The sequence below is a fragment of the Wolbachia endosymbiont (group A) of Melitta haemorrhoidalis genome (assembly GCF_964273365.1).
In the GTDB taxonomy this organism is placed as follows: Bacteria; Pseudomonadota; Alphaproteobacteria; order Rickettsiales; family Anaplasmataceae; genus Wolbachia; species Wolbachia pipientis.
The window spans coordinates 754,779-777,336 of sequence record NZ_OZ187004.1 but is presented as its reverse complement, the minus strand read 5'-3'; the positions used below and the strand labels follow the sequence as shown (position 1 = coordinate 777,336).

The 22,558-nt window shown below is 35.5% G+C and carries 19 protein-coding genes, 1 tRNA gene and 1 pseudogene; 11 read left to right on the top strand and 10 right to left on the bottom strand.

Annotated elements, in window-relative coordinates; all coding sequences use genetic code 11:
- Positions 1 to 134: 134 nt before the first annotated feature.
- Complete coding sequence (locus tag ACICPZ_RS04045) at positions 135 to 920, top strand: enoyl-ACP reductase (protein WP_065106832.1); 786 nt, start codon at positions 135 to 137, stop codon at positions 918 to 920.
- A 16-nt stretch (positions 921 to 936) separates the two neighbouring features.
- Here ACICPZ_RS04045 and secD read toward each other — a convergent pair whose 3' ends face one another.
- The 6 genes from secD to rsmA all read right to left on the bottom strand — a co-directional run bounded on the left by secD (position 937) and on the right by rsmA (position 6,072).
- Positions 937 to 2,442 (bottom strand): protein translocase subunit SecD, encoded by a 1,506-nt coding sequence (gene secD / locus ACICPZ_RS04040; protein WP_264373868.1) that lies wholly within the window; start codon positions 2,440 to 2,442, stop codon positions 937 to 939.
- 247 nt (positions 2,443 to 2,689) lie between these two features.
- Entirely contained in the window at positions 2,690 to 2,875 is a 186-nt protein-coding gene (locus ACICPZ_RS04035) for a DDE-type integrase/transposase/recombinase (RefSeq protein WP_338062968.1), read from the bottom strand.
- Positions 2,876 to 3,320: 445 nt separating this feature from the next.
- Positions 3,321 to 3,455 (bottom strand): hypothetical protein, encoded by a 135-nt coding sequence (locus ACICPZ_RS04030; protein ID WP_259349141.1) that lies wholly within the window; start codon positions 3,453 to 3,455, stop codon positions 3,321 to 3,323.
- Positions 3,452 to 3,586 carry an IS3 family transposase gene (locus tag ACICPZ_RS04025; protein ID WP_007548354.1) on the bottom strand — a complete coding sequence of 45 codons (135 nt, stop codon included), beginning with the start codon at positions 3,584 to 3,586 and terminating at the stop codon, positions 3,452 to 3,454. The genes ACICPZ_RS04030 and ACICPZ_RS04025 overlap by 4 nt, the downstream gene beginning before the upstream one ends.
- Before the next feature lie 63 nt (positions 3,587 to 3,649).
- A complete protein-coding gene (gene guaB, locus ACICPZ_RS04020; RefSeq protein WP_264373869.1) occupies positions 3,650 to 5,143 on the bottom strand; it encodes an IMP dehydrogenase in 1,494 nt (497 codons plus the stop codon).
- A gap of 116 nt (positions 5,144 to 5,259) precedes the next feature.
- Positions 5,260 to 6,072 (bottom strand): 16S rRNA (adenine(1518)-N(6)/adenine(1519)-N(6))-dimethyltransferase RsmA, encoded by an 813-nt coding sequence (gene rsmA / locus ACICPZ_RS04015; RefSeq protein ID WP_264374145.1) that lies wholly within the window; start codon positions 6,070 to 6,072, stop codon positions 5,260 to 5,262.
- A gap of 78 nt (positions 6,073 to 6,150) precedes the next feature.
- On the opposite strand from rsmA, the gene ACICPZ_RS04010 reads away from it, so the two are divergent.
- A tRNA-Thr gene (locus ACICPZ_RS04010) sits at positions 6,151 to 6,223 on the top strand.
- A gap of 24 nt (positions 6,224 to 6,247) precedes the next feature.
- The gene (locus ACICPZ_RS04005) at positions 6,248 to 6,976 is read left to right on the top strand and encodes a triosephosphate isomerase (RefSeq protein ID WP_264373871.1); all 729 of its coding nucleotides are present in this window, start codon (positions 6,248 to 6,250) and stop codon (positions 6,974 to 6,976) included.
- Between the two features lie 213 nt (positions 6,977 to 7,189).
- On the opposite strand, the gene dprA is transcribed toward ACICPZ_RS04005, so the two are convergent.
- Positions 7,190 to 8,278 carry a DNA-processing protein DprA gene (gene dprA / locus ACICPZ_RS04000; RefSeq protein WP_264374146.1) on the bottom strand — a complete coding sequence of 363 codons (1,089 nt, stop codon included), beginning with the start codon at positions 8,276 to 8,278 and terminating at the stop codon, positions 7,190 to 7,192.
- A gap of 61 nt (positions 8,279 to 8,339) precedes the next feature.
- Between dprA and ACICPZ_RS03995 the strand changes: the two genes are divergently transcribed.
- The 8 genes and pseudogenes from ACICPZ_RS03995 (at position 8,340) to ACICPZ_RS03960 (ending at position 15,924) form a co-directional block, all read left to right on the top strand.
- On the top strand, positions 8,340 to 8,714 hold the full coding sequence (locus tag ACICPZ_RS03995) for a ferredoxin family protein (protein WP_010082601.1): 375 nt from the start codon (positions 8,340 to 8,342) through the stop codon (positions 8,712 to 8,714).
- 193 nt (positions 8,715 to 8,907) lie between these two features.
- Complete coding sequence (locus tag ACICPZ_RS03990) at positions 8,908 to 9,693, top strand: hypothetical protein (protein ID WP_264373873.1); 786 nt, start codon at positions 8,908 to 8,910, stop codon at positions 9,691 to 9,693.
- 88 nt (positions 9,694 to 9,781) lie between these two features.
- The gene (locus ACICPZ_RS03985) at positions 9,782 to 10,735 is read left to right on the top strand and encodes a D-alanine--D-alanine ligase (protein WP_264373874.1); all 954 of its coding nucleotides are present in this window, start codon (positions 9,782 to 9,784) and stop codon (positions 10,733 to 10,735) included.
- The gene (locus ACICPZ_RS03980) at positions 10,716 to 11,474 is read left to right on the top strand and encodes a cell division protein FtsQ/DivIB (RefSeq protein WP_264373875.1); all 759 of its coding nucleotides are present in this window, start codon (positions 10,716 to 10,718) and stop codon (positions 11,472 to 11,474) included. The genes ACICPZ_RS03985 and ACICPZ_RS03980 overlap by 20 nt, the downstream gene beginning before the upstream one ends.
- Positions 11,475 to 12,583: 1,109 nt before the next feature.
- Entirely contained in the window at positions 12,584 to 13,690 is a 1,107-nt protein-coding gene (locus tag ACICPZ_RS03975; protein WP_010082605.1) for a D-alanyl-D-alanine carboxypeptidase family protein, read from the top strand.
- Between the two features lie 99 nt (positions 13,691 to 13,789).
- Positions 13,790 to 14,104 carry a DMT family transporter gene (locus tag ACICPZ_RS03970; RefSeq protein ID WP_010082606.1) on the top strand — a complete coding sequence of 105 codons (315 nt, stop codon included), beginning with the start codon at positions 13,790 to 13,792 and terminating at the stop codon, positions 14,102 to 14,104.
- Positions 14,105 to 14,120: 16 nt separating this feature from the next.
- Positions 14,121 to 14,465, top strand: a complete 345-nt coding sequence (locus ACICPZ_RS03965; protein ID WP_264373876.1) for a DMT family transporter — start codon at positions 14,121 to 14,123, stop codon at positions 14,463 to 14,465.
- A 266-nt stretch (positions 14,466 to 14,731) separates the two neighbouring features.
- Positions 14,732 to 15,924: pseudogene (locus tag ACICPZ_RS03960) on the top strand (IS4 family transposase).
- 141 nt (positions 15,925 to 16,065) lie between these two features.
- Here the strand turns inward: ACICPZ_RS03960 and putA are convergent.
- The 3 genes from putA to secB form a co-directional block, all read right to left on the bottom strand.
- Positions 16,066 to 19,206, bottom strand: coding sequence for a bifunctional proline dehydrogenase/L-glutamate gamma-semialdehyde dehydrogenase PutA (gene putA, locus ACICPZ_RS03955; protein ID WP_264373877.1), 3,141 nt, complete (start codon positions 19,204 to 19,206; stop codon positions 16,066 to 16,068).
- A gap of 134 nt (positions 19,207 to 19,340) precedes the next feature.
- The gene (acnA, locus tag ACICPZ_RS03950) at positions 19,341 to 21,926 is read right to left on the bottom strand and encodes an aconitate hydratase AcnA (protein ID WP_264373878.1); all 2,586 of its coding nucleotides are present in this window, start codon (positions 21,924 to 21,926) and stop codon (positions 19,341 to 19,343) included.
- 14 nt (positions 21,927 to 21,940) lie between these two features.
- Positions 21,941 to 22,444: a protein-export chaperone SecB gene (secB, locus tag ACICPZ_RS03945; protein WP_264373879.1), complete on the bottom strand. Its 504-nt coding sequence runs from the start codon at positions 22,442 to 22,444 to the stop codon at positions 21,941 to 21,943.
- Between the last annotated feature and the right edge of the window lie 114 nt (positions 22,445 to 22,558).

Below are 22,558 nucleotides of genomic sequence, written 5' to 3'. Positions count from 1 at the left end.
GGGATGGCTTTGTTGTAGAAGAATCAAGATTACTGTTTATAGACTTCAAGTTACTGCAAAAAATATTTTAAAACATAGTGATATCTTGACTTTACCTAGTTAATATTCCAAATTATAAAAAAACAGATAGTTCTATGACGACAAGTCTATTACAAGGCAAAAAGGGATTAATAACCGGAATAATAAATAAGAGATCGATAGCATGCGGTATAGCAAAAGCTCTCTCAGAGCACGGGGCAGAACTTGCAATCACCTACCAGAACGAAATAATAAAAGAAAAATTATTACCAATAGCAGATGAATTAAATGTGGAGCTAATATTACACTGTGACGTTTCAAATGAAAAAATCATAGATAACGCTTTCGAAATAATAGAGAAAAAATGGGGTACTCTTGACTTTTTGGTGCATGCAATAGCATTCTCCGATAAAAATGAGTTAGATGGTAAATATGTCAATACTTCACTGGATAACTTCCTCAATGCAATGCATATATCGTGCTATTCTTTTACTGCTTTAGCGCAAAGGGCTGAAAAAATGATGTCAAATGGTGGTAGTTTACTTACTTTATCTTATTATGGCGCTGAAAAAGTTATGCCAAATTATAACGTTATGGGTTTATGTAAAGCGGCACTTGAAGCAAGTGTAAAATATATAGCATGTGATCTCGGGCCACAAAATATCAGAGTAAATGCAATTTCCGCTGGTCCAATCAGAACTTTAGCATCTTCTGGAATAAGCGATTTTCACTCCATATCAGAATGGAATAGAAATAATTCTCCGCTCAGACGCAATGTTACAATAGAGGATGTTGGCAAGGCAGCGCTATACTTATTAAGCGACTTAAGTAGTGGCACTACTGGAGAAATTTTGCACGTCGATTCAGGATATAACGTTGTGGGAATGAAGGTGGTTGACTGAGATCTAAATCCTTAATTCAAAGCGCTAGTTCCTTCGGGTTCATACACAACTCTATCAGGAGTTTTGTGACTGTGATTGCAGAAAACATCGAACATAAAATTCCTATTGATAGAGTGACAGAAAAGCCTCTTATTGCTCCACTGCCAATAATGAACATTATTCCTGCAGCAATTAATGTAGTGATATTTGAATCCAGTATTGTCTTTATAGCGTTTTTAAACCCTTCTTCAATAGCACGTTCCACTCTCTTGCCAGATTTGATTTCCTCACGAATTCGCTCAAATATTAAAACATTTGCATCCACCGCCATACCGACAGTGAGTGCAATACCGGCAATTCCAGGTAAAGTTAGAGTTGCTTCAAGCAGAGTGAGAATTGATAATATAAGAACTACATTAGAAAAAAGTGCAACAGAGGCCAATACACCTAATTTGCCGTAAGTGATGATTATAAATAAAGCCACGGCTATAATAGAGATTGTTGCTGCCATTTCCCCTGCCTTTATTGATTCTTCTCCAAGACTTGGGCCAATGTTTTTTTCTTCAATTATTTTAAGTGGTGCTGGCAGTGCTCCAGATTTTAAAAGTATTGCAAGTTCGCTTGCTTGTTTTTCAGTGAAATTACCGCTAATTTCTCCCTCTCCATTTAAAATTGGCTCACGTATTGTAGGTACTGTTAAGACTGTGTTATCCAGAACAATTGCAAAAGGTTTTCCCACATTTTCTTTAGTGATTTTTGCGAATCTTTTACTCGCTATGCTGTCAAATTTAAAATGCACTGTTGGTTTACCTAAGTGACCAAATCTAACTGATGCGTTAACCAGCGAATCACCACCTATTTCAGTTTTGCGGAATATTGGATAAGAATTACCTAAAGAATCCTTGAGCATGACAGTGGTTTCATGGTCTATATCCTGCACCTTGGCTATGTTAGTGTTTGCCAAATGAAAAGCTAGCTTAGCAGTTTTGCCAAGCAGAGATTTTATCTGCTTGGTATCTTCTACTCCAGGCACCTGCACTAATATTTTATTCTGCCCTTGTTTTTGAACGCTGACTTCCTTTGTGCCAAGTTTGTCCAAACGGCGCTGGACATTGTTTATTGATTCTGCAGCTACTTCACTGATCAAAGAATTTTTATAATGGGGTTTATACGAAATGAGAATTGAAGAATCTTTTCTATTTAGCTCTAAATTTGGATTTATCGCATTAATCAACACAGATGCTTTTTTATAATCATCAATATTATTTAAAGTTATAACGCTATTTTGTACGTTAGATTCAATATTTTTTGTTAGCAATGTCTCTTTTATTTCGTTAGCTAGCATGCTTAGCTTTTCCTTAAAATAGAAGTCTAAGTCTATGTTTAAAAGCAAAGATGCCCCTCCTTTCAGGTCAAGGCCTAAGTTTATTCTTTTTTTCGAAATAAAAAGCTTATTATCAAAGAAATTTGGCAGTGTTATGTATAAAGCAAATAAACAGATGCATAATACTGAAAAAGATTTGACTATAAGTCTGTTATACATAAGTTGTAGGTTTAAAATTGTAATAATTGATTGTAAGTTAAAAATAGATTTTTGTAAAATTCTCTATTTGACCTTACCCAGAAAAAGTAGAGAGAAAGTTAAGACGTTTTTATCATGAGAATAAATTGTGCAGGAATGCAATAGTTAATAGTAGAATGTCTACGTTATTTGTTATAAAAGATTTCTATGTATTCAAATATGGCAGTTCTGGTTTGTTGAGCGAGAAGTATCAATAAGCAGCTCCCTTTTAAGTGAACTTTTCTGCAACAGAGTTATCGTAACAACAGCCCTTATGGCTCATGCTGGAAATGATGTTTTTTGTATTCAATAGAAATTGGTAATTTTGAGAGGTATACTGTGACCCTTGATCGCTATGTAACAGCAGATTTTTATCGGGTTTGCGTTTATCAACGGCCATCAATAAAGAATCTATAACTAATTATCATGTTACTCATTAACCACCATGCGTGAATATAGGTCAATTATTGCCGCCAACAACCTTCTTTAGTTTTTATGTAGGTAATCCCAAACTTTATTTGGCTGATCAGTAGTAAAATTTTGATCCAATGTGTTCGGAGCCACAACTCGGTTGCTTATTTGCTGTTTTTTATTTTTGAACCTTCGTCTAAACTTGGCTTTAATGCCATTTTCTTGCATAACACTTTGTACTGTTTTAATTTTTGCCTAAAGCTTTTAATTCAGCGTGAATTTTAGGGGCTCCATATCTGCATTTAGAAGCTTGATTATTTTTTGAATATCTGCTAGAAGCCCTTCTTTTGCTAATTCTTTACTGCTTTTTTCCTTAGCAACCAATACCACCAGTACAAAACCCTACATAGTTCCTGTGTTTTATAGCAATTTCTATATAAAAGAATACTTTACTCTTTTTCTTTGCCCAGGGCTTTTTTTAAAATGTCTCTTTCTCTTGTTAGTTCTTTTTTTAGATCAAATCTTTCTTTGTCATAAGGAGCCTTTGCCTGGAAATGCGTATGCTCCAGACATTTTTCCATCATATTTTCTTACTTAACATACTGCCATCTATACCTAGATCTTTTGCTATTTTTGTACTTGCTTGACCTGTTTCTTTAACCAGCTTAACAGCTTCTAATTTGAATTCTGCTGTATATTCTCTTCTATTTGTCATATTTTGAAAAAACGTTTTATTTTACTCCAAAAACGTCTTAACTTTCTCTCTACTTTTTCTGGACTACTCCGAATCGGTTGACAAATTGGACGTTTGATAAGCATAATTTGGAGCTTCTTGTGTAATGACTATATCATGAGCGTGACTCTCTCTTAATCCTGATGCAGTAATAGTAACAAATTTACAATTTTTTTTCATCTCTTCTATATTCCTATTACCAGTATACCCCATTGCAGCTTGCAATCCGCCAATCAATTGATGGATTACTCCTGAAGCTGGACCTTTGAATGGAACTCTTCCTTCCACTCCTTGTGGAACTAATTTGAGTTTTGAATCTTTATCTTGAAAATAACGGCTAGCTGAACCTCGTTTCATTGCACTAATAGATCCCATTCCTCGATAGCCTTTATATGCTCTGCCCTTATACATAATAATCTCACCTGGGCTTTCGTCAGTGCCAGCAAAAATCGAACCAATCATCACAGAGTCAGCACCAGCTGCAATAGCTTTTGCAACATCTCCTGAGTATTTTACCCCACCATCAGCAATTAGTCTGACGTTTCTTGCTCTACACGCCTCTGCAACATTCTTGATTGCAGAGAATTGTGGCACACCAACACCTGTAACTATTCTGGTTGTACAGATTGATCCTGGTCCTATTCCAACCTTCACTGCATCAACACCCGCATCAATCAACGCTTCAGCAGCCTCCTTTGTTGCAATGTTTCCGCCAATTAATTGCGTATTAGGATACATCTTTTTTATTTCCCTAATGGTATTGATAACGTTTTCGGAATGACCGTGAGCAGTATCCACAACAACTACATCAACTTCTTCTCCGATCAAAGCTTCACATCTGTCTATACCATCTTTTTTACCAGTGCCAATTGCAGCGGCAACTCTGAGACGCCCTTTACTGTCTTTACATGAATTTGGGTATCTATTGTATTTTTCAATGTCTTTAACCGTAATTAAACCTATACAACAAGAATTTTTATCTACGACCAAAAGCTTTTCTATTCTATTTTCATGCAACAATTTCATTGCTGAGGCACTATTCACTCCCTGCTCCCGCACTGTCACTAACTTATCTTTTGTCATCACTTCGGAAACTTTTACATTCATGTTCTGGTCTTCAATAAATCTCACATCTCGGTTAGTTAAAATTCCAACTAACTTGCGTTGATCGACTACAGGAATGCCAGAATAATTGTGCTCTCTCATTAATGAAATTGCTTCCGCAACTGTTTTATCCGGTGAAATCGTAATTGGGTTATACACGATCCAACTTTCATATTTTTTCACCCTTCTCACTTCTAAAACTTGTTCATCTATTGATAAATTCTTATGTATGCAACCTATCCCTCCATGTTGGGCAATAGCTATTGCAAAGCCCGATTCAGTAACAGTATCCATTGCAGAGGATATGAGAGGGATATTTAGTTCTATACTATTTGTTAAATAAGTTTTTGTATCTGCATCGCAAGGCAATATATTAGAATAGGCTGGCAAAAGAAGTATATCGTCAAACGAATAACAAGCTTCCATTTTTTTCATAGGCTTTATTTAAAGCTTATACGCCAATTAATTAAATTGCAATAGGCAAAATTAGCTAGGAGCCTTTAATTGTATAGCTCTAACTGTTTTTAGGAGATAGAAAAGCTATATAGTTGCTAATACATTTTATTGCACAATAAGCATTCTACATTATTTGCCAGCAAACAGAACTGCTCAATAGTTAAGTTTTCTGGACGTTCATTTCCACTCAATTTAGCGTTTTCAAGGACAGTTTCAGCGTGGTTCGTTATATTTTGCAAGCTATTTCTCAGCATCTTTCTTCTTTGAGAAAAAACGACACGTGTTAATCTTGTTAAGGTTGCCAAATTTACTGCAAACTTTGGGGTAGGCAAAGGATTTACTGTAATTACTGAAGAATGTATTTTTGGTCTTGGAAAAAACTCTTTAGGTTCAATATCAAATTCCTTTTTTATATCACATAGCAACTGGCTTAGCACTGATAAGGAACCATAATCTTTAGAATTGGGTCTTGCCGTAATGCGATCTGCTACCTCTTTTTGAAACATTAATGTCAAGTTCGTAAAAAATTTTATATTATTTAACCACTTTAAAAATAACACTACCGAGATATTGTAAGGCAAGTTAGCAATAACTTTAACTGGGCGCTCTATCAGCTCTTCTTCTGTAACATGCAGTGCATCCGCTTCTATAATTCTATACTTTCCTTGATGCTCATTTAGCAGTTGATCATGGTGTTTTACTAAATCTCTATCTTTTTCTATAGAAAGTAGAGACTTTGGATTATGCACCAATATTTCTCTTGTTAATGCACCATATCCAGGACCAATTTCAATGACATTAAAATTTTCCAGACTACCAGCTAAAGCGACGATTTTTTTTGTTATCTCACTCGATAAAATAAAATTTTGCCCTAGACTCTTTTTTGGCTTCAGTAAAAATTTTTTCATATTATTTTCATTATACAGTATTTTAAAAATTAGTTGACTAAAATTCATTGATAATTGTATATTATTAATGTGTTTAACGCCGGCTTAGCTCAATTGGTAGAGCAACTGACTTGTAATCAGTAGGTTGTCAGTTCAAGTCCGACAGCCGGCACTCTCGCCCATATAAGTAAAGTTGATGTCCTTTTTAATAGTAGCAAATTGGAAAATGAATGGAATGCGTTCTTCATTTGTTGACTTTATAGGCAAACTTAACAACAAGAGCAACGAAATTACCTCTAAGCTAGTGATTTGCCCTCCTTTTACATCATTGCCAGATAGTATAGAGCTAAGCAATAATATTAGTATAGGAGCACAGAATTGCCATCAGAAAAAGTCCGGTTCTTACACAGGTGAAATTAGCGCAGAAATGTTAAAAGAACTAGGGTGTACTTACGTAATACTTGGGCATTCTGAAAGGGCTAATGAAAAAGATAGTGAAATAAAACTTAAGTCGGAAATAGCAATAGAATCAGGCTTACACCCAATTATCTGTGTAGGTGAAAATTCAGAAGATTATAAGAATGAAAAAACAAAAGAAGTAATAGAATATCAATGTAAAAACCGCTTGCCAACACACGGTGAATATACCGTAGCATATGAGCCAATATGGGCAATAGGCACAGGTCATGTGCCAAATAATGATGCAATTACTGAGGTGATAGAGGTAATAAAATTGTGTACTAGTAAAAAACACATTATATATGGTGGTTCAGTTAGTTCAGAAAATATAGAAAATTTGTTAAATATTTCAAATTTATCAGGAGTTTTAATTGGCAGTGCAAGCTTAGATTTCGATCACTTTTATAAAATTATACAACAAGTTGAAAAAAAGTTTTCTCTTATCAATTCTAAAATCAGCAACTAAGAATCCTATGACAAATGACATCATTTCAGTGTCAAGCATATATAGCTAACCCAAGAAAGATTTCCCTACGTCATACCGCGATTCATTCGCGGTATCTCAGCATAGATTCCGCTAACGAGTAGCGGAATGACGAATTTGTTGTTTTTCAAATTGTAGGTAAACCTAAGCCACTTTAGCTATATCTGTACGAACATCTAGTATAGCTAAAGTAATCTAGAAAATTAACGATATTTTATTCCCCGGTGAACGCTCTATTTTGTTTTCCAACTCTAGTTCTAAAAGAGCCATTAGAGCTATGTTGGTAGAAAGTCCGCTTGCTAGTATAAGTTCATCTATGTCAACAGGTACAGAGTTAATATGATCAACTATAACAGATTTTGCCTGTTGTAATTTTTCTTGTTTTTGGTTAACAAAATGGTGCTCAACATCAAATAGGTTTTTTTGCTGCGGAGGTAAACTAAACCTAATACTCTCTATTATGTCATCAGCGGATTCGATAAGCTTAGCACCGTTTTTAATTAAATAATTACTACCACTACAGCGTGAATCTAAAGGGAAACCAGAAACTGCAAACACCTCTCTCCCTTGATTTAAAGCAAAATCTGCTGTTATTAGAGAGCCAGAACGTTTCGATGCTTCAATCACTGCAACACCCAGCGATAGACCAGATATAATTCGATTCCTCTGAGGAAAATATTGAGGCTTTGGTTTAGTAGCAAATGGAAGCTCAGTAATTACTAACCCACCGTTCCCAGTGATTTTTTTGTATAGATCAAAATTCTCTTTTGGATACACCACATCAATTCCGCTTGCTGTAACAGCAATAGTGGGATGATTTTTGTATATTACACTGTTTGCTGCAGTATCGATTCCTTTTGCAAGTCCAGAAACGATAACAAAACCAGCTTCGCTTAAATCAAGTGCCAACTTATTGGCAAAATTTCTTCCATTTATTGAAGAGTTACGCCCACCGATTATTGCAATTATCTCACGGCTTAATAATGATATATCACCAAGCGCAGTTATTACAGGAGGACAACTAGGGATATTTCTTAAAAGATCAGGGTAATCTGGGTCACATGCGGGTATAATTTTAGCTCCAATTCTTTCTGCATTATTGATTTCTTCTCGTGCATCTTGAATGCCATACACCTTATCATTAGCCACCCTATTGAGATATTTTAGCACCTCATCTAGCGATCCGTGTGTTCTTAGTATACTAAAAAACTTTATTGGTCCTATGGTTCTAGCCAGGCTTAACCATACTTCTAATTCTTTGTTGTTCAATTTATTTATCTTCATAAAAAGCTTGAATTTCTTATCAATTTAGTGTACCCAAGATAATGCAAATATACAGTGTTTTATGACGCATTTTGTTACAGATAAATGCATAAAATGTAAATATACAGACTGCGTGGAAGTATGTCCCGTTGACTGCTTCTATGAAGGCAAAAACATGCTCGTGATTAACCCAGATGAATGTATTGATTGCGGAGTGTGCATACCTGAGTGTCCAGTAGATGCAATTGTAACTGATGATTCCATAAAAGATATTTTAGAACTAGATGAAGAGTTGCTGAGCAGCGAACAAAAAACTTTCAAGTTATTTTACGATATAAATGTAGAATACTCACAAAAATGGCCAAATATCACAGCTAAGAAGCAACCCCTCTATACCGCAGAAGAGTATAAGGAAAAAAAGGATAAAACAGCTTATTTTGATGAAAATTTAGAATAATGCTACTGAAGGAAAAGAAACTTTTTGTATTTCAGGGTTGTTGTTTTTGGTTGCTGAAAATAGTTGCGTTATCTAAGTTGTTATGCTGATAAATTAGTATCGATTAATTTAAGGATTAAGGAAAAAGGCTTATTGACTTTTGAAATATTTGATTATAAAACTAGCTGTTAGCATTAAATCTTGGGGGTAAGTTATGAGTATAAATAAAAGAGAAACCATTAAAAAGATTGAAGGGTTACTTTTTCAAGCGAACGGTAATCTTGAAAAAGCATGTGATCTATTATCAACAGTAGAGTTAACCGAAGATGATATTAAAATATTGCTGGAAGAGATGATAAAAGAGTATCATAGCTTGTTTGAAAAGATTTCTTGGAGTTGTGGAATTACTGCAGGCAGTGCACAAGATGCCAACGCAAACAGCTTCAACGAAGTTTTTAAGCTAGGTTCACAAGAGTTAGCATTAGCAATGATGTCAGATTTCAGAAAGTCTTATGATCAAGAATTATTTAAGAAATATAAAAAAGAAGAAATGTCTTATCCTGAAGGAGAAGGAATACAATTTATTAGAGAATTGAGAGTTCTAAGTAGAATACTTACTATATCTTTAATAAGGAAACTTGATGAAGTTTACAAGTTTACTCCAGAAGAAATTGAGCGTTTGAAGGAATATATATTAGCTAGCAACTATGATACAAACAAAAGTCTTTCTGATATAGACAAATATATGCATGCACTATCTGCCTTAATTAGAAACCCCTCACTTGATACAAAAAAGATATTTGAGCTAAATAATCGAATGATAATACACACTACAGCCTTAATTGATTTAGTAACTAGTGGAGTAGTGAAAAAAGAAGAAGCAAAAGAACAATCTGCTGAGGATTTAGAAAAGCTTATCTGTGAACAGTATAAAGGTGCAGCAAACACGCCACTACCGTTGCCGAGCACGCTATTTGAAGTGGATAAAAAAAGTGCTTGAAGAAAGTAAGAAGGTCTTATAGTTAGCCAAAGTAGGTATTTAATAAGCTTAATGTAACCATTATATATGCTATATAGTAAAACATAGAATGCCCATGATTCCAACTATAGCAATTTTAAGTGGTGGGTTTTCTTGTGAGAGAGAAGTATCGCTTATGAGTGGAAAAGCAGTAAAAAAGGCGCTTGATAGCCTTTCATATAATGCAATAGAAATAGATGTTGACAGCAACATTGCTGAAAAGCTTAAAAAAATTAATCCCCACCTTGCTTTTATCGCTCTGCATGGACCTTATGGTGAAGATGGCTGCATTCAAGGTTTATTGGAAATCTTAGGTATAAAATATACACACTCAGGAGTTATGGCTTCTGCCGTTGCTATAAATAAAGTGATGTCAAAGCATATATTTCGATCCCTTAATATCGACACTCCAAAAGGTTATGTAATTAGCCGAGAAGATGTACTAAAAAATAATATTAAAATCGATTATCCGTACGTCTTAAAACCAATTAATGAAGGTTCAAGTATTGGAGTGTACATAATTTTCTCGCACGAGGATTACTTAGAACTGAAAGATAATAGTTCTACTATAATGGAAAAGATGATCGTAGAAGAATACATACCGGGCATAGAGTTACATACTGCTGTATTGCTGGATGAAGCAATTGGCACTATAGAAGTACGACCAAAAAATAAATTCTATGATTATGAAGCAAAGTATACAGATGGATTTGCAGAACATATATTTCCTGCTAAAATTCCTGACAATATATATAAAATGACCTTGGAACACGCACTGAAAATACATCAATTTTTAGGATGCAAAACTATTTCCCGCTCAGATTTCCGTTATAATCCCAAAAATAACACTTTAAAAATGCTTGAGATTAATACACATCCTGGCTTTACTGAGTTATCGTTAGTGCCAGAAATTGCAAAATTGGCAAAAGGAATCAATTTTAATGAATTAGTTAAAATTATTATTGAAGATAGTTTGCAGCACAAAAATATTAGGGATTTAAGTCATGTTGAGCAGTATTACTAGAAGCCAAAGGAGTTTTTTGCGCAAGTGTGCCTTGGTTATTATCACAGCACTTTTTCTTACGCTAATACTCTACAGCTCACTTGATAAAATAATAAATCGATTTAATTACTACTTTACTTGGTATAATGACTGCCTATCTAGTTTATTACTCAGTAGTGGATTTTCAATCGACGAAGTAGTCGTGAGCGGCAATAAATTTACAAACAAAAAGGATATTCTAAGTTTGACAGATAGAACGCAACCTATCCTGTATATATCACTTTCAAAACTTGCCGGTAACATACAATCCGTAAGCAGATGGATAAAACACGTAAGAGTTCACAGAATTTTGCCCAATACTCTACACATTAATATAGATGAGCATAAACCGTTTGCTCTCTGGAAAGATAATAACAAAACCTCGGTAATTGATTTTGAAGGTAAAGTGATCGTAGATGACTATCTAGTAGATGATCTTGTTGTAATTACAGGACAAAACTCATTATCAAACCTAGAATTTGTTAAAGATGTGTTAGAGAGTAAAACTCAATTAAGTGACCACATTTCTTCTTTTGCTTATATAGGGAATAGAAGATGGAATATCATACTTGATAACGATTCCACAGTAAAACTGCCTGAAGATAACCCTTATAGTGCATGGGACTATTTAAACCACTTGCAAAATACAACTGATTTTACTTTCAGCAATTGGAGTATAATTGATATGCGTATTACTGATAAAATCTTTGTGAAGAGGTGATCTGCTGTAATCCAAGTAGCCCCTTTTCCTGTCATCCCAGTGCCCAGACACTGGAATCCCGCCGCGAACCGTCATACCGCGATTCATTCGCGGTATCTCTTAACATAGATCCCTTATTTAACCGCCATACCTTAACATAGATCCCGCTAACACGTAGCGGGATGACGAGGTTATCGTCATGTCACCGCGAACCGTCATACCGCCACGAACCGTCATACCGCGATTCATTCGCGGTATCTCTTAACATAGATCCCTTATTTAACCGCCATACCTTAACATAGATCCCGCTAACACGTAGCGGGATGACGAGGTTATCGTCATGTCACCGCGAACCGTCATACCGCCACGAACCGTCATACCGCGATTCATTCGCGGTATCTCTTAACATAGATCCCTTATTTAACCGCCATACCTTAACATAGATCCCGCTAACACGTAGCGGGATGACGAGGTTATCGTCATGTCACCGCGAACCGTCATACCGTCACGAACCGTCATACCGCGATTCATTCACGGTATCTCTTGGCATAGATCCCGCTAACACGTAGCGGGATGACGGTTGTCGTTTAGCTATAAATATTTAAGAAATTTACCAAACGAAAAAAAAGGCAAAAGAAGCCCCGTGGTTGGCTAATTACTTACATTATACTTTCAAGTATGGCGTTTTTTTATTCTAAACGCTTAATAACCGCGATTTAGCTGCTTTTTAATGCAACTAACCTTTAGTCATAAATGTTTAAGAAATTTACTAAACAGAAAAAAAGGCAAAAGAAACCCTAGGGTAGCTAGTTATTCACTATCCATTTTTTAAGTTGGCGTTTTTTTATGTTTTAAATGCTTTATAAGCGCATTTTAGCTTATATTAGGTAAAAACCTAGAAATTTTATAAAGACATAAGGTGCACATAGTGCAAAAAATTAAACATGAGACGCCAGATACGTGAGTTTTTTTGTCATTTAATCTGTACAGAGAAGATAAATAAATAGCTTCAGTTTCATGATAAGGGGGCTGGCGAGGTTTGTCAAGGAATTTTTATGCAAGAGATCTATTGAAATGCCCCTGTAAAATTATACTATTAATTAGTACACTATAAATTTAAAATTATAGATATGTTAAGCAGATTGGTAATTTTGCTATTAGTTTTTATACTTCCTTTTTCTTCATACTCATACCAGTTTAGAACCAAAGCAAAGCAAGCAGTAGTCTTAGATTTAGCTTCAGACTCATTCATTTTTGACCATAATTCTGATGAAAAAATGGCCCCATCTTCAATGAGCAAGCTAATGACTTTATATATAGCCTTCGATTATCTAAAAGCTGGAATAATACACATGGAGGATAAATTTCGAGTAAGTAGAAAAGCGTGGGAAAGGAGAGGCTCTTCTATGTTTTTGAAAGAAGGTCAATCCGTTACGGTGAGGGAATTACTTGAAGGAATTACAATAGTCTCAGGCAATGATGCCTGCATAACACTAGCCGAGGGCATTGCAGGATCAGAAGAGAATTTTGTGGCTGAAATGAATGAAGTTGCACAAAATTTGAATCTGAATGACAGTCATTTTGTCAACTCAAGCGGGTGGCCAGATGAAGATCATTTTATGAACGCAAAAGACTTGGTAATGCTGGCAAAAAGGATTTTCACCGATTTTCCTGAATATTATGATTTATTTTCCGAACAATATTTGACATATAATGAAATTGTACAAAAGAATAAAAATCTTCTACTTTTTCACGATATTGGGGTTGATGGCTTAAAAACCGGTTATACAAATGCTGGTGGTTACGGCATTGTAGCATCTGCAAAACGAAATGATAGGAGAATTTTTGCTGTCGTAAATGGTTTAAACACTGAGAAAGAGCGAATAGAAGAAGCAAAAAGATTGATACAATACTCCTTAAATCATTTTAACACTAAGAAAATATTCGTTAAAGACAGCGTAGTTGAGGAAGTAAATGTTCTCTATGGAAAAGATAGAAAAGTGCCTATTACAGTTGCAAACGATGTTACCATAACTTACAACCGCAAATTGCATGACCAAATTAAGGTGCGTATTGAATATAAAGATATGATACCTGCACCCATTAAAAAAGGTCAAGAAGTGGGCAAAGTTTTTGTAGAAATACCAGGTATTGAGCAACAAACTACACCACTTTATGCAGCAAATGACGTGCAGGAATTGAATTTCGTAGAAAAGTTTTTTAGGATGTTGTTTTAAGTTTGATATTAAAGCAATTCCGAAAGAGAGATCTATTGCACTTTAGTGTAGTTTTAACTAACAATTTCTGTTACAATACAAGATTGAAATGTTACGAAAATGTGCTGGTTGTATTTGTTGCTGTCTAGTATCCTAGAGATACTGTGGGCTGTAACGCTAAAGTTTAGTAACAGTTTTACTAAAGTTGTGCCTTCGATTGCAACATTGGTAATTATGATCATTAGCATTTACTTTTTATCTCTTGCAGCATGCTTTCTACCTATTAGGGTATGCTATGCAGTTTCCTCTGGAATATGCACAATTGGAATAACTATAATTGGTGCAACCACTTTCACAGAGAATATTAATTTATCTCAAGTTTTATGTATCGTTTTAATTGTAATAGGAAGCATAGGGCTAAAGCTCTCTATTTAAACCTAAAAATTTATGCATGAATTGGATATATTTACTCTTATCGTCACTAATTGAAGTGTTCTGGGTCATAACACTTAAGCATAGTTATGGATTTACTCATCTCGTACCATCAATAATGAGCATACTCTCCATGGCTCTTAGTACATATTTACTTTCGCTCGCTACACGTTCTATACCTATCGGAGTATGCTATGCAATTTGGACTGGAGTGGGCGCTATAGGAGCTTCGATACTTGGAGTTTACCTATTTGATGAACCAGTTAATTTATTCGAAGTAATATGCTTTATTTTAGTTACATTCGGGATTATAGGATTAAAATTGTTTGATACTGCAAAACAAACTGTTGATAAAATGGAATAAAAGATCCCACTGGGATGAAAGAAGCAGATACTCCATATTGTCATGCAAATTGGAATCCAGAGTTTTTTCTATATAGCATGGTGAAGACGGGAAACCGTAACCGTTCACACAATGGCGTCAACTTAAGGAAAAATATCAGCGATAGTGTATAAAATTTCTCTCTAAAACTTTTACCATTAAATTATCCAGAAGCCGCAGGAAACAGCACTTTTGTTTCTATTTTATTTCAACAAAGAAGTTTAAAATGTGTCCTTTTTAGGTGAAACATGCAAAAAGGAAAAAATTTTATTCTACAAATTAAAAATATAATATACTCGAAAGCTTTTCAGAGAATCCATTGTGTTGAGTTTTACACGAACAAGAAAACTTCCTTTTTCGACAGTATTTTCTATGATTTTAAAGTTAGTTAAAAAAAGTTTGGGAATAGAATGTGAACTTATGGAGCCATTGACATGTACCCTCAAAGCAAGCTTTTTCTAAAGCAAGGTATAAGATTTGCCATACAGGCTTTCAAGAATTTAAGCATCCAAACAGCCTATCAGGATGAACCTGAGTTGGAGAGGCTATAGACTTATTGCAGCAGATGGTTCTGGTATGAGATTACCCAGCTCTGGGGAAATTGTATCCGAGTTTGAACCAAATGGAACAACAGGCACCATTGGCAATTTGTTTGTTGATTTGTGTACTTCGCTGATTTGCAGTGCTCGTCTTGCAGCTTGGAATATAGGTGAACAAACGTTGGCGGCAGAGCAATTACCCGAAGTTATCACTCAAATGCGTTTATTAAATCAAGAGAAACTATTATTTATCTATGATCGTCTTCAGTAAAATTCATTCAGCAGCATTATGATTTGGAAGTAGATTTTATTTTTCGCTTGCAAAAAAGAAATTATAGCAAGCTATGGGAACGAATTGCATCTGGCGAATTAGATTTCGATTTTATATTAGAAAATGAAAAGCTAAAAAATAAAATGAAAGGACAGAAAGTAAGAGTTATAGTGCTGACATTAGCCAACGGAGAAACAGAGGTATTGATTACTTCACTTTTTGACCGAGTAAAATTTACTTTGGAAGATATCAGCAAAGCTTATGTGTTAAGGTGGCATATAGAGGAGTGCTATAAACGACTCAAAATAGGTGCAGAATTAGAGAATTTTTCTGGCGTAAATTTAGAGGCTGTATTACAAGAATTTTGGGCAAACTTAGTCATGTGTAATATATTGTCGCTTCATATGTGTGATGCACAAGGGCCTTGGAATCCAGATCAAATTGCTGAGTATCGTTTAAATTTTTCAGTTTTATTTAGTGTAATGAGACAGAAACTCTATCAGGTACTTATTGCGCCAAAAAACTTTCAAGCCCTTTTTAAGTATACGCGCTAAAGTTAAAATCCGACCGGGACAGCCGCAATAAAGTAGATAAGCCTAAACGCCATCATGTCTTTAGGAGAGTTTGCTAATGAAAGTTCTTAAGTTGACGCCATTGGCTGAACGGATACGATTTATTTCAGTGCATGAGCTGGTCCTTTTCGGATTTTAGCGCTGTGTACATAACTGCACGAACGTCTAGTTTAGGGGTAAGAAAAATTAGGGCCCGCAAATTAATCCAAACACATAAGTGTAGTGTTACCACCAAATGCTGTAGTGTTAACACTTACAACTTTTTCTGTAGAAAAACGCTGTAAATAATGAGGACCACCAGCTTTTGGCCCAGTGCCAGATAGTCCTCTACCACCAAATGGTTGTATCCCAACTGCTGCACCTATCTGGTTACGGTTGATGTAGACATTTCCAACTGATATTTTTTTACTTATAGTATCAATTTGACTTTGTATACGACTCTGCAAAGAAAACGTGAGTCCATATCCAGTACTATTTATATCACTTATAACTTCATTTAATTGTGACTTGTTAAAACGTATGATATGTAAAATAGGACCAAATACTTCTTGCTTTAATTGCGAAATTTTTTGTATTTCATAAATATATGGAGGAAAGAAATAACCATTATGAGAATTTGTATCCATGGGTACTTTAAATAACAGATTTGAATCTTCGTCCTCTGACATTTTTTGCGTATGTTGAGTTAGCATATCGATAGATGCTTTGTCAATTATTGGACCAATATCAGTACTAAGTTGTATTGGGTCACCAATCTTGAGTTCTTGCGCTGCACCGCATATCATTTTTATCTGCTTCTCTGCTATGTCCTCTTGAATAAACAGCACTCTAAGCGCAGAACAGCGTTGGCCAGCGCTGCGAAACGCAGAAAGCAAAACATCCGTAGTCACTTGCTCTAAGAGAGCAGAGCTATCAACAATCATAGCATTTAATCCGCCAGTTTCAGCAATAAATGGCACAATAGGACCATCCCTATTTGCAAGCATTCTATTAATTATTTGAGCGGTTTGTGTTGAACCAGTAAAAGCTACACCGGAAATTCTATTGTCTGGAACTAATATTTTGCCTAAATATCCACCATCCCCAGGAATGAGGTGTAACACATTCTTTGGTATCCCAGCTTCATGTAGTATCTTAACAGCTTCGTAGGCAATAATCGGCGTTTGCTCTGCCGGTTTTGCCAGCACTGCATTACCTGCTGCAAGTGCAGCTGAGACCTGCCCAATGAAGATAGCGAGCGGAAAATTCCATGGTGATATGCATAAGAAAACTCCTCTGCCTTCAAAAAAGATGAAGTTATCTTCACCTGTTGGGCCCGGCAATTTTTTCCAGTCGCTCAGTTCATTTTTTGCTATCATTGCATAATAACGCAGAAAGTCGATTGCCTCTCTTACTTCTGCTATTGCATCGGATAAAATTTTTCCTGCTTCCACAATCAGAATGTAAATTAACTCTTTCATCCTTTCCTCAAGGAAATCTGCAGCTTTTTCAAGGCATTTAGCGCGCTCTTCTGCTGAAACATTCTGCCACTTAGCAAAAGCACTATGTGCTATTTCAAGAGCGTTTAAAGCTTGATCGCTTGTTGCACTTGACACTTCTCCAATTACATTTTCCAAATGTGCAGGATTCACTACTTCGATAAATTCAGCATTATCAAATAGTGCTTTTCCATCAATTATTGGTCCAATTTGCCACTTTTTTTCACTAAAACCCTTTATATCATCTGCAAATTGTGAGACTATCACAGAATCACTAATATCCATCCCCAAGGAATTTTTTCTTTCTGGTCCCAAAATATCTTGTGGTAATGGAATGCCTGGATGAGGTTCATAATTAAAATTTATAGCTTTTTCCAGTGGATCTGAAATTAACTCATCGATTTTAACGTTAGGATCACTTATTTGATTAACAAACGAACTATTAGCTCCATTTTCAAGAAGGCGTCTTATAAGATAAGGCAACAAGTCACTATGTTCCCCAACGGGTGCGTAGACACGACAGCTAACATTTGTTGCAAGCTCTGACATTGCATAATCATATAAGTCTTTTGCCATTCCATGTAAGCGTTGAAATTCAAATCCAGGGTGGTTTTTATCAGCAAGTTCCATGATAGAAGCAAAAGTATAGACGTTATGAGTTCCAAAGCATGGGTAAAAGTTGTTTGGTTTACTCAAAAGTTTCTGTGCGCACACGAGGTAAGATACGTCAGTATAGCTTTTTCTTGTAAATACTGAGTAATCATTTAATCCCAATTCTTGCGTACGCTTGATTTCTGAATCCCAATATGCACCTTTTACAAGCCTCACCATAATTTTGTGCTTTGATCGGATAGCAACATCTTCAACAAAGTCAAGAACAGATAAAGCGCGCTTTTGATATGCTTGCACAGCCAAGCCAAGCCCTTCCCACTCAGAAAGTGACTCATCAAGACGCAATTGCTCGAATAAAACTAATGACATCTCAAGTCTTTCTGATTCTTCTGCATCTATACATAATGAAATATTGTATTTTTTTGCTTCATGACAAAGCTCTAATAGCTTAGCTCTCAGCTCTTCAGCTATATTATCGAATTGGCTGAATTCATAACATGGGTGTAAAGCAGAAAGTTTGATTGAAATTCCATGGGATTTAAAACAATCATTTATTTCAGTGGATTCACCTATAGCTTTTATTGAGTGCATATATGAATTAAAATACTCTTCTGCATCCTCAGCTGTGTGAGCAGCTTCACTGAGCATATCAAAAGAGTATAAAAACTTACTATTGTCATCTAATTTTGCGTACCTTAAAGCTTCTTCTATGGTTTCTCCAACAACAAAATGATTACCAAGCATAGACATTGCTTGTTTTACTGCTTTGCGAATGATCGGTTCTCCTAAATTCTTAAGTAACTTAGAAATTGCGTAATAGAACTTCGAATCGCCTTCATTATCTCTCAATATACTGCTACCTATCATTAAACTCCACGTGGAAGCATTGACGAACAATGAAGAAGAATATCCTAAATATTTACTCCATTCTTGATTGGCAATTTTATCTTTGATTAGCTCGTCTATTGTATAATCATCTGGTATTCTAAGTAGCGATTCAGCAAGGCACATCAATGCTATTCCTTCATCATTGGAAAGCGAGTATTGCTGCATAAAGGAATCTACAATACTTAATTTATTGTGTTTGATTTTTTCAATAACTTGTTTTGCAATATTATAAATTCTATTTTTTGAATCAGCCGAAAGCTCTGCTTTTTCTACAAGATAACGTATATAACTCTTTTCATCAGTACGATAAAATCCTTGTAAACGTTTTCTGAGTTCATTAGGTTCTTGTATAGAGCTTATCATATATAATTATCTCCAAAAAATACTCCGACACCATATGTATGGTGAAATTATATCATAACTTTGCGCAGAGCAAATTGCTATTTACAAAGGGATCAGGGCTGGCTAAAAGAAGTCCATGCAATAACTTCACTAAATCAAAAAGATTGTGCAAGTATGTAGTTCAACACTCCACCACACATCAAGTATTTAGTCTCAGTTGCGGTTTGTACACAGCATTTGAGTTGAATTGATTGCTTTGAATTATCCTTTCTTTTGATGATGCATTCTAGATTTCCACCTGGCACTATTTCACCTTTTATGCTTATTACCTCGCTACCATCAAATATCTTTCTGGTTATTCCATTTTGGAATATAAGTGGAAGAACACCCATGCCGACCAAGTTGGACCTATGTATACGCTCAAAGCTTTCTGCAATGACAACTTTAACCCCCAACAATAAAGTACCCTTTGCTGCCCAATCCCTACTTGAACCTGTGCCATACTCCTTTCCTGCCACAATGATGAGAGCTTCCTTGTAGCGCATTGCTGCATCAAAAATCGACATAGTTTCTTGAGAAGGAATATATTTTGTATAGCCGCCTTCGATGCTTACCATTTCATTTTTTATTCTAATGTTAGCAAAAGTCCCACGCATCATTACATTGTGGTTACCACGACGAGACCCATACGAATTAAAGTCCTGTGGCTCAATTCCAAGATTTTTTAAATATATACCTGCAGGACTACTTGAGGCAATATTTCCAGCAGGGGAAATGTGGTCAGTGGTTACGCTATCGCCAAACATTGCCAATATTTGTGCACCTTTTATATCGATTTTATTATTTTTAGGTGATAAATTATCAAAATAGGGCGGATTTTGTATGTAAGTGCTATTTGCATCCCAATTATAGATTTCACTTTTTTCACACTTTATCTTTCGCCAATGTTCATCACCAGAAAAAACATCCTTATACTTTTGTATAAACATCTCACGTGTTACCACATTTTTAACACAATCTTCGATTTCATTGTTTGTTGGCCATATATCCTTGAGATGGACGTCATTTCCATTCTTATCTTTGCATATTGAATCTTTTGTCAGATCAATTTGCACAGTACCAGCAAGTGCATATGCAACAACAAGTGGCGGAGATGCCAAGTAATTAGCTTTGACTAACGGATGAATTCTTCCTTCAAAGTTACGATTGCCAGATAAAACTGCAGCAACGGTTAAGTTTTTGTTTTTAATGCCATCTTCTATATCTTTATTAAGTGGACCAGAATTCCCAATGCAAGTTGTGCAACCATATCCAACTAGATTAAAACCCAAAGCATTTAGATCTACCTGCAATCCAGACTTTTCTAAATATTCTGTTACAACTTGTGACCCTGGAGCAAGAGAAGTTTTAACCCAAGGCTTTGATTTTAATCCAAGTTTAATTGCATTACGAGCTACAAGACCTGCAGCAATCATCACACTTGGATTAGAAGTATTAGTGCAGCTTGTTATTGCTGCAATAACTACACTTCCATCTTGGAGTTTATCGCTTTCCTTTGACTCATTAACTAAAAATGATTTAGAAAAAGACTCTGCCACTTGTGAAAGAAAAACCTTATCTTGTGGTCTTTTGGGACCAGCCATTACTGGCTCCACGCTTGATAAATTAAGCTCTAGTGTGTCAAAAAATGCTAACTCGTCACTACTACGCCACAGTCCTTGCTCTTTCGCATAAGCCTCAACTAGCTTAATCAGCTTTTCTGGCCTTCCGGTTAAGCTTAAATAATCTAGCGTTTTTTGATCAATTGGAAAAAATCCACAAGTTGCGCCATACTCCGGGGCCATGTTTGCTATAGTGGCTCTATCTGCCAAAGATAAATAATCTAAACCATCACCATAAAATTCTACAAACTTACCAACAACGCCTTTTGTTCTTAGGATATTGGTAACCATCAGCACTAAATCGGTCGCAGTTACTCCTTCCGACAATCTGCCAATTAATTTAAATCCAACTACTTCTGGAATCACCATACTAATTGGTTGACCAAGCATCACAGACTCAGCTTCTATGCCTCCAACACCCCAACCAAGAACTGATAATCCGTTAACCATTGTAGTATGGCTGTCAGTACCAACTAAAGTATCAGGATATATGACTCCATCATTATTACACACAACTTGCGCTAAATATTCAAGATTCACTTGGTGGCAAATCCCTGTGCCAGGCGGCACTACTCTAAAATTTGTGAAGGACGATTCTCCCCACTTTAAAAATTGATATCTCTCCAAATTTCTTTTTACTTCTAACTCAACATTCTTACTGAATGCGGAAACACTTCCATAACTATCTACTTGAACAGAATGGTCAATCACAAGATCAACCGGTACAGACGGATTTATATTGCTTGGGTTTCCTCCATTTTTCTTAACATAGTCCCGCATTGAAGCTAGATCAACAACAGCAGGAACCCCTGTAAAATCTTGCATCAACACCCTTGCTGGTTTATAGCTAATTTCGTGATTAGTGTGTTTATTAACGCAGTCTGCTAGTACTCTTATGTCATCTAGCTTTACGTTTACTCCATCTTCATTGCGCAATAAACTTTCAAGCAGAACCTTAAGTGAGCAAGGCAATTTAGTCACATCTATTCCTAAAAATTCACTAGCACTACTTAGGCTAAAATAGTTGTATGACTTCCCGTCAATGTTTAAAGTCGTTTTTGCATTTAAAGAATTGTTCATCCTATCACACTATATTAGTTAAAATTGGAATTACTACCTTTACTTTTTTGTTGTTGACCTTGCTGCTCATACATAGTTTCAAAATCTATAGGATCTAGCATCAGTGGGGGAAATCCACCACTACTTGTAACTCTTGCAATTATTTCTCTTGCAAAAGGGAAAAGAAAAGTAGGTCCGCCAATAAACAAAGCTTGTCTTACCTCTTCCTCACTCAACTCTTTTAAATTTTCTATTGAAAAAATGCCACAATATTTCGTCTCACAAATGAAAGCTACACCATCTTTTATGCCTTCATCTTTTACCGTTGCTTTGACTTCTATATGCAAAGTAATTTCATGAAAAGATTTTTCTTCATTCACTTCTTCTTTGTTTTTCGTCCCTTCTAATTTTGCTGAATTGATATTAACCATTACATTAATATCTGGAGCTTTACTAGAAGAAAGGAATGGCGAATTCGGATTCTCAAATGATAGATCTTTAACATATTGACCGTGAATTCTCATTTTTTGTTGTGGCATTTCTTACGTCTCCTTTAATTAAGTTGAGATATTTAATACTTTCTTATATAATATATTCATTTACAAACGAATAGCAAACCTGATTATAATATGAAAAACATATTTTCATTAATA

Coding starts and splice junctions, on each gene's coding strand:
- rsmA (WP_264374145.1), bottom strand. CDS start 6,072: ATGAAAAAATTTTTACTGAAGCCAAAAAAGAGTCTAGGGCAAAATTTT.
- ACICPZ_RS03995 (WP_010082601.1), top strand. CDS start 8,340: ATGACGCATTTTGTTACAGATAAATGCATAAAATGTAAATATACAGAC.
- acnA (WP_264373878.1), bottom strand. CDS start 21,926: ATGAACAATTCTTTAAATGCAAAAACGACTTTAAACATTGACGGGAAG.
- ACICPZ_RS03980 (WP_264373875.1), top strand. CDS start 10,716: ATGTTGAGCAGTATTACTAGAAGCCAAAGGAGTTTTTTGCGCAAGTGT.
- ACICPZ_RS04025 (WP_007548354.1), bottom strand. CDS start 3,586: ATGACAAATAGAAGAGAATATACAGCAGAATTCAAATTAGAAGCTGTT.
- ACICPZ_RS03990 (WP_264373873.1), top strand. CDS start 8,908: ATGAGTATAAATAAAAGAGAAACCATTAAAAAGATTGAAGGGTTACTT.
- dprA (WP_264374146.1), bottom strand. CDS start 8,278: ATGAAGATAAATAAATTGAACAACAAAGAATTAGAAGTATGGTTAAGC.
- putA (WP_264373877.1), bottom strand. CDS start 19,206: ATGATAAGCTCTATACAAGAACCTAATGAACTCAGAAAACGTTTACAA.
- ACICPZ_RS04005 (WP_264373871.1), top strand. CDS start 6,248: ATGTCCTTTTTAATAGTAGCAAATTGGAAAATGAATGGAATGCGTTCT.
- ACICPZ_RS03975 (WP_010082605.1), top strand. CDS start 12,584: ATGTTAAGCAGATTGGTAATTTTGCTATTAGTTTTTATACTTCCTTTT.
- secD (WP_264373868.1), bottom strand. CDS start 2,442: ATGTATAACAGACTTATAGTCAAATCTTTTTCAGTATTATGCATCTGT.
- ACICPZ_RS03970 (WP_010082606.1), top strand. CDS start 13,790: ATGTGCTGGTTGTATTTGTTGCTGTCTAGTATCCTAGAGATACTGTGG.
- ACICPZ_RS03985 (WP_264373874.1), top strand. CDS start 9,782: ATGCCCATGATTCCAACTATAGCAATTTTAAGTGGTGGGTTTTCTTGT.
- ACICPZ_RS04030 (WP_259349141.1), bottom strand. CDS start 3,455: ATGATGGAAAAATGTCTGGAGCATACGCATTTCCAGGCAAAGGCTCCT.
- ACICPZ_RS04045 (WP_065106832.1), top strand. CDS start 135: ATGACGACAAGTCTATTACAAGGCAAAAAGGGATTAATAACCGGAATA.
- secB (WP_264373879.1), bottom strand. CDS start 22,444: ATGCCACAACAAAAAATGAGAATTCACGGTCAATATGTTAAAGATCTA.
- ACICPZ_RS03965 (WP_264373876.1), top strand. CDS start 14,121: ATGAATTGGATATATTTACTCTTATCGTCACTAATTGAAGTGTTCTGG.
- guaB (WP_264373869.1), bottom strand. CDS start 5,143: ATGAAAAAAATGGAAGCTTGTTATTCGTTTGACGATATACTTCTTTTG.